This is a genomic window from Rhodococcus sp. NPDC019050 (assembly GCF_055664235.1).
This window is the reverse complement of the sequence record NZ_JBVOON010000006.1, coordinates 36,979-49,673: the sequence shown is the minus strand read 5'-3', so window position 1 is coordinate 49,673 and position 12,695 is coordinate 36,979. Positions and strand designations below refer to the sequence as shown.

The window sequence follows — 12,695 nt, the reverse complement described above, 5'->3', positions numbered from 1 at the left end:
GTGCTGCGCTATTTGGGACTTCGCGTGCTGCAGGCGATCGGCGTGTTGTGGGCTGCGTTCACCGTCTCCTTCGGTGTCCTCTACTTGCTGCCGTCCGACCCGGTGAGCATGGTCGCCTCGGCAGACAACGGCACGCCCGTCGATGCGGCGGCGATCGCGCAACTGCAGGCGAGATACGGGCTCGATCAGCCGGTGTGGGTCCAGTATTGGAATGCGCTGAGTAGTGCGGTCCGGGGTGACTTCGGCATCTCGATTTCGACCGGCCAGCCGGGGACCGAGGCGATCGGTGCGGCACTGCCCAGCACGTTGATGCTCGCGGCCACAGCGTTGGTGGTCGCGGTGACCGTGGGGACCACGGTCGCACTGCTCGCGACCTACACACGCATCGGATGGTTGCGCAGCGCCCTGTTGTCGCTGCCTCCGCTGGGTGTCGCGGTCCCGACCTTCTGGGTCGGCCTGATCCTGCTCCAGGTCTTCTCGTTCCGCTTGAAGCTGCTTCCGGCTTTCGGGGACCAGAGCATCGAGCACCTGATTCTGCCCGCGATCACGCTGGCACTGCCGACCTCCGCGGTCATCGCGCAGGTACTCGCCGCGAGCCTCACCTCGACCTGGCGGCAGCCCTTCATCGAAGCGGCTCGCGCCAAAGGTGTGTCCCGCCTGCGCGTCCAGTTGAGGCACGCCCTGCGGTTGTCGAGCATTCCGGCGTTCACCATCGCCGGCGTTCTCGTCGGCTCGTTGCTCGCGGGGTCGGTCGTCGTCGAGACGGTGTTCTCTCGCGCCGGTATCGGACGGCTGACACAGATGTCGGTCATGGCACAGGACATCCCCGTCGTGCAGGGGATCGTGGTGTTCTCCGCAGCCGTGTTCGTCGTCGTCAATCTCGTGGTGGACGTGCTGTATCCGCTGATCGACCCACGGATCGTCGGCGTCGGCGGGCGACGGGGCACCACGGTGGCCGCGCGACCCGCACCCGCAGGGCAGGAAGCCGACCCGGAGGTGAAAGCTCTTGTCTGACACTCTGATCAGAGACGAACTGGACGCAAGCCACTCGGCGTCCACGGAAACACATGTTCGCCGGAAGGCGCGGGGGCGTGCGGTGGCCGTTCAGGTGCGGCGGCACTGGGTGGTCGCGGTGTCGGCGGCGGTGTTGCTGCTCGCGGTGGGTTTCGCTCTCTTCCCCTCGGTGTTCGCCTCCGGCGATCCGCTGCTGGGGGTACCCGCGGAGAAACTGCAGGGCCCGAGCCCCACCCACTGGTTCGGCACCGACAACATCGGCCGCGACGTCTACACGCGGGTCGTGCACGGCGCGGGCCTGTCACTCACCGCAACGCTGCTCGCCGTCGGGATCGCACTCGTCACGGGCTCGACGATCGGTCTCCTCTCCGGCGCGGTGGGCGGTGTCCTCGACGCCGTACTCATGCGCATCGTCGATGTGCTGCTGTCGATTCCCGCGCTGCTGCTCTCGCTCGCACTCGTCACCGCGCTCGGGTTCGGGACGATCAACGTGGCGATCGCCGTGGGTGTCGGCCTCGTCGCCAACTTCGCGCGGGTGATGCGTTCGGAGGTGCTGCGAGTGCGGCGCGCACTGTACGTCGAAGCGGCGTTCGCCTCCGGTGCACGCTGGTATTCGGTGCTGCGCCGGCATGTGCTCCGCAATTCCTACGCACCGGTCCTCGCCCTCGCCGCGGTCGAATTCGGGATGGCCGTGCTCGCGGTGTCGTCGCTCAGCTTCCTCGGCTTCGGAGCGGTACCGCCCACACCCGAATGGGGATCGCTGATCGCCGAAGGACGCAACTACCTGGCGACGGCGTGGTGGATGACCACCCTGCCCGGGCTGGTGATCGTCGCCGTCGTGCTCGCCGCGCACCGCATCGGCCACGCCGTCGAGAATCGGGGAACCCGATGAGCACCAACTCTCCTCTCCTGGAAGTCGCCGGTTTGCAGGTCGCGTACGGCTCGGGGCGCAACACCGTCGCCGCAGTCGACGGAATCGACTTCACCGTCGACCGCGGCGAAGTCGTGGCTGTCGTGGGGGAATCGGGATCAGGGAAGTCGACGACCGCGCACGCGATCCTCGGCTTGTTGCCGGGTGGCGGGCGGGTCACCGCCGGAACCGTCACGTTCGACGGGCAGCGACTCGACGCACTTCCGGAACGAGCGTGGAACCGGCTTCGCGGCGCACGCATCGGACTGGTTCCACAGGATCCGGCCACCTCCCTGAACCCCGTCGTCCGGGTCGGTGACCAGATCGCCGAAGTGCTCCGAATCCACGGGCGTGCCGATCGGCGCACCGCGAAGATCGAAGCCCTGCGAATCCTCGACGAGGCGGGAATCGACAACCCCGCGCTACGAGCCCGGCAGTACCCGCAGGATCTCTCCGGGGGACAACGACAGCGAGTGCTCATCGGAATCGCACTCGCCTGCCGGCCCGACCTGGTCGTCGCCGACGAGCCGACCAGTGCACTCGACGTGACGGTGCAGCGCCGCATCCTCGACCACCTCGAAGAACGGATCGCGGAAACCGGTACCTCGGTCCTGCTGATCACCCACGACCTGGGTGTCGCCGCGGATCGTGCGGATCGCATCCTCGTGATGAAGGACGGACGGATCGTGGAGACCGGACCGGCGCTCCAGGTACTCGAGAACCCGCAGCACGACTACACGCGGTCGCTGATCGCCGCAGCGCCCAGCCTGGGGGAGTCCGGACGTGCCACCCGGGACGCCGCCGAACCGATCCTGTCCGTCTCCCACGTGTCGAAAACCTTCCGGATCGACCGGAAATCGTCGCTGCGGGCGGTGCGGGACGTCTCGTTCGAGGTGCAGCGCGGGCGGACGCTGGCGCTGGTGGGGGAGTCCGGGTCCGGAAAGTCGACGGTCGCGCGGATCGCGATCCGGCTCGAAACCGCAACCGAGGGAAGCGTGCTGTTCGGCGGGCGCGACATCACCGGCTTACGGGGCGGCGACCTGCGTGCATTGCGCCGCCGTGTGCAGATCGTCCACCAGAACCCGTACGCGTCGCTCGACCCGAAACTGCGGATCTCTGAGATCGTTGCGGAACCGCTCGACGCTTTCGGTATCGGGACGAGGGCCGAACGCCGCACCAGGGTGGCGCAACTTCTCGACCAGGTGGCGCTCACGTCGTCCCACCTCGACCGGAAACCCTCCGAATTGTCCGGCGGACAACGTCAGCGCGTCGCGATCGCACGCGCTCTGGCATTGCGTCCGGAACTCGTGGTGCTCGACGAACCGGTGTCCGCGCTGGACGTGTCGGTACAGGCTCAGATCCTCGACCTGCTCACCGACTTGCAGGACGAACTCGGCGTCGGTTACCTCTTCATCTCCCACGACCTGGCGGTCGTTCGTCGCATCAGCGACACCGTCGCGGTGATGCGCTCCGGCTCTATCGTCGAATCCGGCACCACCACAGACATTTTCGATAATCCACAGCACGAGTACAGCAGGATGCTGCTCGATGCCATCCCGGGGAAGGTCAGTCATGTCCGATAGTTCAGAGTTGCTGCTCGGCGTGGAATTCGCGGGCACCGGTCTCCACCCTTCGTCCTGGCGGCGCAACGATTCGCGTGCCGAAGACCTGTTCACAGCGCGTTATTGGACCGACCTCGTCGGGAGCGCCGACCGGGCAGGCGCCGACTTCGCCTTCCTGCCCGACGACTTCGGTGTCACCACCGCCGAGAACACGGTGCGCGGCCGTCTCGAAGCGGTGGGCATCGCCGCGCGGTTGTCCGCCGTCACCACGCGCATCGGGTTGATCCCGGCCGCGACCGTCACCCATACCGAACCGTTCCACGTGGCCAAGGCGATCCAGACGGTCGATCACACCACCCTCGGCCGCGCCGGGTGGGAGGTCGCGGTGACGGAGGGCGCCGGTCCGGCACGACTGTTCGGGCGCAAGGACGCCCAGGACGAGGCGTCGTTGTGGGCCGAAGCCCACGAGGCGGCGGAGGTCGCCGCCCGGTTGTGGGACAGCTGGGAGGACGACGCGGAGATCCGCGATGTCGACACCGGCCGGTTCATCGACCGTGACAAGCTGCACTACATCGACTTCGAAGGTGAATTCTTCTCCGTCAAGGGGCCGTCGATCACGCCGCGCTCCCCGCAGGGACAACCGCTCGTGGCTGTCACGGTCACCGGCGACCACTCGTTGGGCTTCGCCACGGCGCGAGCGGATCTCGTGCGGATCCGGGCGGCCGACCCGCAGGCTGCGGCAGACCTCGCAGGACGCGTGCGCAGCGCTGCGAACGGCCGTCGCGTCCACATCCTCCTCGACGTCGACCTGCTGCTCGCCGCGAACGAGAACGACGCTGCGACAGACCTCGCTCAGCTCGAAGGCTGGGCAGGGCGGCCGTACCACCCCGACACCGTGTTCCACCGGGGAGCGCCGGCGGGGCTCGTGGACCTGCTCGGGCGGGTGCACGGAGTGGACGGCGTCGTTCTCCGTCCCCTCGCGCTGGCGTCGACCGTGCACCACCTCGTCGGCGACGCGCTGCCCGTGCTGCGACCCACGGTCGAACCCGCCGCGGGCACCCTGCGCGACCGACTCGGTCTCGCCCGACCCGTCAACCGCTTCGCTTCCGCTCACTGAAGGGCTGCATCAGTGTCACGCAACACGATTCGCAAACAGATACACCTCGGAGCTCACTTCCCGGGTGTCAACAACACGACCGTCTGGGCCGACCCGGCGTCGAAGAGCCAGATCGACTTCGCATCGTTCCTGCACCTTGCACGCACCGCCGAGCGCGGCAAGTTCGACTTCTTCTTCCTCGCCGAAGGACTGCGCCTGCGCGAGCACCGCGGCCGCATCCACGACCTCGACGTGGTGGGCAGACCCGACACTCTCACCGTGCTCGAAGCGCTCGCCGGCGCAACCACGCACCTGGGCCTGGCCGGCACCATCAACACCACGTTCAACGAGCCGTACGAACTGGCCAAGCAGTTCGCGACCCTCGACCACCTCTCCGATGGTCGTGCCGCCTGGAATCTCGTGACGTCCTCCGATGCCTTCACGGGCGAGAACTTCCGCCGCGGTGGCTATCTCGATCATTCGCAGCGCTACGTCCGGGCGCACGAGGTGGTCGAGGCGGTGCGCCGGCTGTGGGACAGCTGGAACGGCAGCGCTCCCGTGATCGACCGCGACAGCGGCATTTTCGCGTCCGACGACACGATCACTCCCTTCGACATCCATTCGACACAGTTCGATATCAGCGGACGCTTCGAGATACCGCGCAGCCCCCAGGGGCACCCCGTGCTGCTGCAGGCCGGGGACTCCGACGAAGGCCGCGAATTCGGCGCAGCCCGCGCCGACGCGATCTTCAGCCGACACGGCACGCTCGAGGAAGGCCGCGCGTTCTACACGGACGTCAAGAGCAGGCTCGCCAAGTACGGTCGCAGTCACGACGACCTGAAGATCCTCCCCGCCGCCACGTTCGTCGTCGGCGACTCGGCCGAGGACGCGCAGGAACGGGCTCGGCAGATCCGGTTGCAGCAGGTCGGGCCGCAGACCGCACTTGCGTTCCTCGAACAGATCTGGGGTAAGGATCTCTCGTCCTACGATCCCGACGGACCGCTGCCCGACGTGGAACCCGAGGACAACGTCACCATCACGCGCGGCCGGGTGCGGCACGTCAAGGACCCGCTCGCGGTCGCCCGAGTCTGGAAGGCAAAGGCGGACGCCGAGAATCTGAGCATCCGCGAACTGGTCATCGAGACCACCGCGCGGCAGCAGTTCGTGGGGACGCCGCAGCAGGTCGCCGACGAGATCGACCTCTACGTGCAGACCGACGCGAGCGACGGGTTCATCCTCGTGCCCCACCTGACACCCGGAGGGCTCGACGAGTTCGTCGACCGGGTCGTGCCACTTCTCCAGGAGCGCGGCAGCTTCCGCGCCGACTACGAGACCACCACGTTGCGGGGCCACCTCGGGCTGACCGACCCCCACACCGTCACCGAAGGAGTCCGGGCATCGTGACCACGACACTCGACCGGTTCGTCACCGACTGGCAGCAATGGCACATCGAGCGCAACGAAACGCTGCACCGGCCACTGGGCTGGCTGAGCCTGACCGCTCTGCACTGGCTCGACGAGACCCCGACCGACTTCGAGGAAGCCCCCGGACGCTGGTACGTCGCAGACGCGGCCGTCGTCCGGGAACTCGACGGGGTGACCACCCGGTTCGAACCTGCCGAAGGCGCCCCCGGCATCGAAGTGGAGTTCGACCGCGGATATGTCGAGGTCATCGCTCGTACCGGGCGATTCGGAATCCGCATCCACGACCGCGAGGCTCCCGCCTTCGCATCGTTCACACACATCCCGGCATACGACCCGGATCCGGCGTGGCTCCTGACGGGACGGTTCAGCCCGTTCGACGAGGAACGTGTCGTCACCACCGGCGCTGTCGTCGACGGACTCGAACACCACCACCGGGCGGCAGGTGTCGTCCGTTTCCGGCACAACGGTGCCGAACACGAACTCGTCGCGTTCGGTGATCCCGAAGGACCGCTGCAGATCCTGTTCACCGACGCCACCAGTGGCGTCACCACCTATCCGGCTGCACGGACGCTCCGAGTGGAACGGAAGGGGAACGCCGGCGTCGTATTGGATTTCAACCGTGCCGCCAACCTGCCGTGCGCCTTCACCGACGCGGCGACCTGCCCGATCGCACCGGCGGAGAACCGTCTGCCGTTCGCGGTCGAAGCAGGCGAACGCAATCCGCGCACCGGGAAGGCCACGGCATGAGCGCATCGAACCCGGTGCCACTGTCGGTCCTGGACCTGTCTCCGGTCAGTGAGGGGTCGACCGTTCCGCAGGCGCTGCGCAACAGCGTCGATCTGGCACGTCACGCCGAAGCATGGGGTTACCGCCGGTACTGGGTCGCCGAGCATCACTTCGTCGCGGTCGCCTCGTCGTCGCCGGCCGTGCTGATCGGCGCCCTGGCCGCCGCCACCGAAACGATCCGGGTGGGCGCCGCCGCAGTGCAACTCGGCCACAACACCGCCATCGGGATCGTCGAGGCGTTCGGCACCCTCGACGCGCTGTACCCGGGACGGATCGATCTCGGACTCGGCAGGTCGGGACAGCGACGCGTCGAGGCACTCGCCGCTGTTGCCTCCGGAGCGCCCGAACCCCGAACACGCTCGCTCGAGGTCCGGGACGGGCTCGTCATCCCGCCGCCCTTCTCGGCGGCGAAACTGCTGTCGTCGTCGCGACTGGCCGCGAGCTTCGGGGTACTGCAGCAACCGGGAGCGCAGGCACCGGACTTCGACGAGCAGGTCCAAGACATCCTGGCGTTTCTCGACGGCACGTTCACCGCGCCGGACGGGACGGACCTGCATGCGAGCCCCGGGGAGGGCGCCGACACCGAGGTGTGGATCTTCGGTTCCAGCGCGGGACCGTCGGCAGAACTGGCCGGGCGTCTCGGGTTGCCGTTCGGCGCCAACTATCACGTGAGCCCGGGGACCACGGTCGAAGCGGTCGACGCGTACCGGGCTGCGTTCCGGCCGTCGGCGACCCTGCCGGAACCGTACGTCGTGGTGTCCGCGGATGCGGTGGTCGCCGAAGACGACGCGACCGCGTCCGAACTGGCGTCGACCTACGGGCACTGGACGCACAGCATCCGCAGCGGCCACGGCGCCGTGCCCTACCCCGATCCTTCGACCACACCGCCCCTCACCGACGAGCAGCGCGCCGTCGTCGACGATCGCCTGATCACCCAGTTCGTCGGCTCCCCGTCGGTGGTCGCCGAGCGCCTCGAGACGTTGCGGCGCGTGACCGAGGCGGACGAACTGGTCGTCACATCCGTGACGCACCGGCACGAAGACCGGTTGCGGTCGTACGAACTGCTGGCGCAGGAATGGGGATTGCAGAGACTGCGCGCCGCTTGACCCCGTTGTTCCGGACCTGTCCGTCCCGAACGTTTCGGGGATGCCAACGGTCTCGACCGGAGGGGCATACTCGGGGAAGTTGCCCTACGACGGTCGGAGGAATCGGTGGCTCAGGAATTGAAGTTGGGATACAAGGCGTCGGCGGAGCAGTTCGGGCCGCGTGAGCTGGTCGAACTCGGGGTGCTCGCGGAGGCGCACGGGATGGATTCGGCGACGGTGTCGGATCATTTCCAGCCGTGGCGGCACAACGGTGGGCATGCCCCGTTCTCGCTGGCGTGGATGACCGCGGTGGGCGAGCGGACGGAGCGGTTGCAGTTGGGAACGTCGGTGCTGACTCCGACGTTTCGGTACAACCCGGCGGTGATTGCGCAGGCGTTCGCGACGATGGGGTGTCTGTATCCGGGTCGCGTGTTCCTGGGTGTGGGAACGGGGGAGGCGCTCAACGAGATCGCGACCGGGTATTCGGGGGAGTGGCCGGAATTCAAGGAGCGGTTTGCGCGGTTGCGTGAGTCGGTGGCGTTGATGCGGCAGTTGTGGGTCGGAGACCGGGTGGACTTCGAGGGGGAGTTCTACTCGACGAAGGGGGCATCGATCTATGACGTGCCCGAAGGCGGGATTCCCGTGTACGTGGCGGCGGGCGGTCCCGTGGTGGCGCGGTATGCCGGGCGTGCGGGAGACGGGTTCATCTGCACGTCGGGCAAGGGCATGGAGTTGTATACCGAGAAGTTGTTGCCGGCGGTCGCGGAGGGTGCTGAGAAGGCCGGTCGGGATGTGGCCGGGATCGACAAGATGATCGAGATCAAGATTTCGTACGACACCGATCCGGACAAGGCGCTGGAGAACACCCGATTCTGGGCGCCGTTGTCCTTGTCGGCGGAGCAGAAGCACAGCATCGACGACCCGATCGAGATGGAGGCGGCGGCGGACGCCTTGCCGATCGAGCAGGTAGCGAAGCGGTGGATCGTGGCGTCGGATCCGGATGAAGCCGTGGAGTTGGTGCGGTCGTACGTGGATGCGGGAATGAATCACTTGGTGTTCCACGCGCCCGGTCATGATCAGCGGCGGTTTCTGGAGTTGTTCGAACGGGATCTCGCGCCGCGTCTGCGCGCGCTCGCCTGAACGATCTCCACGTGATCGATGCGGGGTGTCCTCCTCGACGGGGCACCCCGCATTAGGGTGGCAGTCATGAGTGCTGCTGGAGATTCCGTGTCGAGCATCTACATCGCAGCCCCGGAAGGTGACACCGGGAAGTCGACGGTCGCCCTGGGGTTGCTGCAGACGCTGTGCGCTTCCACCGCCCGTGTCGGCGTCTTCCGCCCCATCGCCCGATCCGACAGCGACACCGACCACATCCTCGAACTGCTGCTCGAGCGCACCACCGCGGATCTCGGCTACGACGACTGCGTCGGCGTGACCTACGACGAGGTGCACGCCGACCCCGAGGCGGCGCTCAGCGACATCGTGACCAAGTACCACGGCGTCGCCGACCGGTGCGACGCCGTGGTGATCGTCGGTAGCGACTTCACCGAAATCGCCAACCCGAGCGAACTCGCCTACAACGCACGCGTCGCCGCCAACCTCGACGCGCCCGTGCTGCTGGTGCTGCGTGGTGCGCGCCGGACTCCGGAGGAGATCGCCCATCTCGCCGACCTGTGCGCGTCGGAACTGGCGTTCCATCACGCGCACCTGAGCGCTGTCGTCGTGAACCGGTGTCCCCCGGACGCGCTCGAGGAGGTCGCTGCCGCACTGTCCGGCCGGAAGGAACCGGTGTGGACCCTGCCGGAAGTGCCGATTCTCAACGCACCGACCGTCGCAGAACTGCAGACGGCGATCGGCGGCAAGCTCTACAGCGGCGACCCCGACCTGCTGCAGCGGGAAGCGCTGCGCATCATGGTCGGGGGCATGACCGCCGAGCGGATCCTCGAACGCATCACCGAGGGTGTCGTGGTCATCGCACCGGCAGACCGGTCCGACGTCATCCTGACTCTCGTCAATGCCAATGCGGCAGAGGGTTTTCCGACGCTGTCCGGCATCATCATGAACGGCGGGCTGCTTCCGCACCCCGCCATCGCACAGCTCCTGTCCGGTCTCGGCTCGAACCTGCCGATCCTCACCACCGATCTCGGTACGTTCGACACCGCCTCCGCAGCGGACCGCACCCGCGGACGCATGGCGCTCGGCGCGCAGCGGAAGATCGACACCGCGCTCGCCCTCGTCGAACAGCATGTCGACACCGCCGCGCTGCTCGAGCGCTTGCGGCTGCCCCGGTTGTCGGTGACCACCCCTCAGATGTTCGAGTACCAACTCATCGACCGGGCTCGCAGCGCGCCCCGGCACATCGTGCTGCCCGAGGGTGAAGACGACCGCATCCTTCGGGCCGCGGGACGAGTTCTTCAGCGGCACATCGCGGAACTGACCATCCTCGGTGACGAGCCCGCGATCCGGCAACGCGCAGCGCAACTGGGAGTCGATCTCTCCCGCGCCCAGATCGTCGACCCCCGCACCTCCGACCTCGGTGAGCGTTTCGCCGCGGAGTACCACCGGCTCCGCGAACACAAGGGCATGACTCTCGACCGCGCAACCGAGATCATGCGGGACGTCTCGTATTTCGGAACGATGATGGTCCATCTCGGACTGGCCGACGGAATGGTGTCCGGCGCTGCGCACACCACGGCGCACACCATCCGCCCGTCCTTCGAGATCATCAAGACCGAGCCCGGAGTCTCGACGGTCTCGAGCATCTTCCTGATGTGCCTGTCCGACCGGGTCCTCGCGTACGGCGATTGCGCGGTCGTGCCGCTACCCACCGCCGATCAACTCGCCGACATCGCCATCTCGTCGTCCGCAACGGCCGCGAAGTTCGGGATCGAACCGCGCATCGCAATGCTGTCGTATTCGACCGGAGAATCCGGTTCGGGCGCAGGTGTCGACAAGGTGCGAGAAGCCACGAGGCTCGTCCGGGAACGCCGTCCCGACCTCGCGGTGGAAGGACCTATCCAGTACGACGCCGCGATCGAACCGACGGTCGCCAGCGCCAAACTCCCGGACTCCGAGGTGGCCGGACGCGCCACGGTGTTCATCTTCCCCGACCTCAACACCGGGAACAACACGTACAAGGCGGTGCAGCGCAGTGCCGGCGCCGTGGCGATCGGCCCGGTACTTCAGGGACTGAACAAGCCGGTCAACGACCTGTCGCGCGGCGCGCTGGTCCAGGACATCGTCAACACGATCGCGATCACCGCGATCCAGGCACAGGGAGACGAATCGTGAGCACCCCCACCCCTGAGACCGCAGGCACCGTCCTGGTACTCAACTCGGGTTCGTCGTCGATCAAGTTCCGGCTCATCCACCCCGAAACCGGGGAAGCCGTCGCGTACGGGCTCATCGAGCGCATCGGCGAGCCCGAGGGGCGGATCGTCTTCCACCACACCACCGGAACCGAAGAAGTGAACGGCGAGATCACCGACCACAGGGCCGGTTTGCGCACCGTGCTCGAGATGCTCGAACAACTCGGCCGCCCGCTGCACGATGCAGGCATCGTCGCGGTCGGGCATCGGGTCGTCCACGGCGGCACCGTGTTCAACGAGCCCGTCCTCGTCGACGACGACGTGGTGAAGGCCGTTGCCGAACTGGCAATCCTCGCTCCCCTGCACAATCCCGCGAACGCCGTCGGCATGGAGGTCGCGCGGGAGGAGTTGTCCGACATTCCCCATGTCGCCGTTTTCGACACCGCGTTCTTCCATGCGCTGCCGGCAGCGGCCGCCACGTACGCGCTCGAGCGGAACATCGCTCGCGAGCACGACATCCGGAAATACGGCTTCCACGGAACGTCGCACGAATTCGTCTCACAGCGCGCAGCGGCGTTCGCAGGTCGCGACCAGGCAGATCTGAACCAGGTCGTGCTGCACCTCGGTAACGGAGCCTCCGCATCGGCAATCGAGAGAGGTCGTCCGATCGACACGTCGATGGGACTGACCCCTCTCGAGGGACTCGTCATGGGCACGCGGACCGGCGACATCGACGCCGGCGTGGTCATGCACCTCAATCGTGTCGCGGGGATGAAGGTCGACGCGATCGACGACCTGCTCAACAGAAGGTCCGGTCTGCGCGGACTCTCGGGCGTCAACGACTTCCGTGCCCTCCTGAGCCTCATCGAGGAAGGCGACGAAGACGCGAAGGTCGCGTACGACGTCTATGTGCACCGACTGCGGAAGTACATCGGTGCGTACGTCTTCGAGTTGGGCGGAGCGGATCAGATCATCTTCACCGCAGGGGTGGGGGAGAACAATGCCGACGTCCGGCGCGACGCGCTCGCGGGCCTCGAACGGCTCGGTATCGTCGTCGATCCCGAACGCAACGAAAGCTCCGGCGGTGGGGAGCGACGGATCTCCGCCGACGATTCGGCCGTCGAAGTGCTCGTGATCCCGACGAACGAGGAGCTCGCAATCGCCCGTGCTGCAGCACAATTCGCGTAGTGATCCGCGGTGTCTGTTCGCTAGACGGGCACCGTGGATTGCCGCACGACGAGCCGGGGCGTCAGCGCGACCGAGGACGCCGGTAGTCCGTGAGTGACCGCGAGGAGCATCTCGGCCGCGTGCGCACCTATCTCCCGGTGAGGGCTGTGTACGGTCGTGAGCGGAATCGTCAGTTCGCTGCAGATGGGAATGTCGTTGTAGCCCACGACCGCTATGTCTCGCCCCGGTCGCAGCGAACGTTCGCGCAGAACCCCGAGTACGCCGATCGCGCTGAAGTCGTTGGCTGCGAAGATCGCGGTCGGCGGCTCGGGTAGCCACACCT

At 67.1% G+C, this 12,695-nt stretch carries 11 protein-coding genes; 10 read left to right on the top strand and 1 reads right to left on the bottom strand.

Translation table 11 applies throughout. From position 1 onward, the window contains the following. The 10 genes from AC0B44_RS09135 (at window position 1) to AC0B44_RS09090 (ending at window position 12,373) form a co-directional block, all read left to right on the top strand. Window positions 1-1,014, top strand: coding sequence for an ABC transporter permease (locus AC0B44_RS09135; protein ID WP_471902581.1), 1,014 nt, complete (start codon window positions 1-3; stop codon window positions 1,012-1,014). Further along, window positions 1,007-1,906, top strand: a complete 900-nt coding sequence (locus tag AC0B44_RS09130) for an ABC transporter permease (protein ID WP_471902580.1) — start codon at window positions 1,007-1,009, stop codon at window positions 1,904-1,906. The genes AC0B44_RS09135 and AC0B44_RS09130 overlap by 8 nt, the downstream gene beginning before the upstream one ends. Next, a complete protein-coding gene (locus AC0B44_RS09125; RefSeq protein WP_471902579.1) occupies window positions 1,903-3,507 on the top strand; it encodes an ABC transporter ATP-binding protein in 1,605 nt (534 codons plus the stop codon). The genes AC0B44_RS09130 and AC0B44_RS09125 overlap by 4 nt, the downstream gene beginning before the upstream one ends. Then, a complete protein-coding gene (locus AC0B44_RS09120) occupies window positions 3,497-4,603 on the top strand; it encodes an LLM class flavin-dependent oxidoreductase (RefSeq protein WP_471902578.1) in 1,107 nt (368 codons plus the stop codon). Before AC0B44_RS09125 ends, AC0B44_RS09120 begins: the two co-directional genes overlap by 11 nt. Window positions 4,604-4,615: 12 nt before the next feature. Next, entirely contained in the window at window positions 4,616-5,986 is a 1,371-nt protein-coding gene (locus AC0B44_RS09115) for an NtaA/DmoA family FMN-dependent monooxygenase (protein WP_471902577.1), read from the top strand. Next, window positions 5,983-6,753, top strand: coding sequence for a DUF1684 domain-containing protein (locus AC0B44_RS09110; protein ID WP_471902576.1), 771 nt, complete (start codon window positions 5,983-5,985; stop codon window positions 6,751-6,753). Before AC0B44_RS09115 ends, AC0B44_RS09110 begins: the two co-directional genes overlap by 4 nt. Next, complete coding sequence (locus AC0B44_RS09105) at window positions 6,750-7,898, top strand: LLM class flavin-dependent oxidoreductase (protein WP_471902575.1); 1,149 nt, start codon at window positions 6,750-6,752, stop codon at window positions 7,896-7,898. Before AC0B44_RS09110 ends, AC0B44_RS09105 begins: the two co-directional genes overlap by 4 nt. Before the next feature lie 105 nt (window positions 7,899-8,003). Continuing rightward, window positions 8,004-9,017, top strand: coding sequence for a glucose-6-phosphate dehydrogenase (coenzyme-F420) (fgd, locus tag AC0B44_RS09100; protein ID WP_471902574.1), 1,014 nt, complete (start codon window positions 8,004-8,006; stop codon window positions 9,015-9,017). Between the two features lie 66 nt (window positions 9,018-9,083). Next, window positions 9,084-11,168, top strand: coding sequence for a phosphate acetyltransferase (pta, locus tag AC0B44_RS09095; protein WP_471902573.1), 2,085 nt, complete (start codon window positions 9,084-9,086; stop codon window positions 11,166-11,168). Further along, complete coding sequence (locus tag AC0B44_RS09090; protein ID WP_471902572.1) at window positions 11,165-12,373, top strand: acetate kinase; 1,209 nt, start codon at window positions 11,165-11,167, stop codon at window positions 12,371-12,373. Before pta ends, AC0B44_RS09090 begins: the two co-directional genes overlap by 4 nt. Window positions 12,374-12,393: 20 nt before the next feature. Here AC0B44_RS09090 and AC0B44_RS09085 read toward each other — a convergent pair whose 3' ends face one another. After that, window positions 12,394-12,693 (bottom strand): substrate-binding domain-containing protein, encoded by a 300-nt coding sequence (locus AC0B44_RS09085; RefSeq protein WP_471902571.1) that lies wholly within the window; start codon window positions 12,691-12,693, stop codon window positions 12,394-12,396. Window positions 12,694-12,695 lie beyond the last annotated feature (2 nt).

Bases quoted from the DNA above. Each gene is read 5' to 3' on its own strand.
- AC0B44_RS09125 (WP_471902579.1), top strand. From the start codon at position 1,903: ATGAGCACCAACTCTCCTCTCCTGGAAGTCGCCGGTTTGCAGGTCGCG.
- AC0B44_RS09120 (WP_471902578.1), top strand. From the start codon at position 3,497: ATGTCCGATAGTTCAGAGTTGCTGCTCGGCGTGGAATTCGCGGGCACC.
- AC0B44_RS09105 (WP_471902575.1), top strand. From the start codon at position 6,750: ATGAGCGCATCGAACCCGGTGCCACTGTCGGTCCTGGACCTGTCTCCG.
- pta (WP_471902573.1), top strand. From the start codon at position 9,084: ATGAGTGCTGCTGGAGATTCCGTGTCGAGCATCTACATCGCAGCCCCG.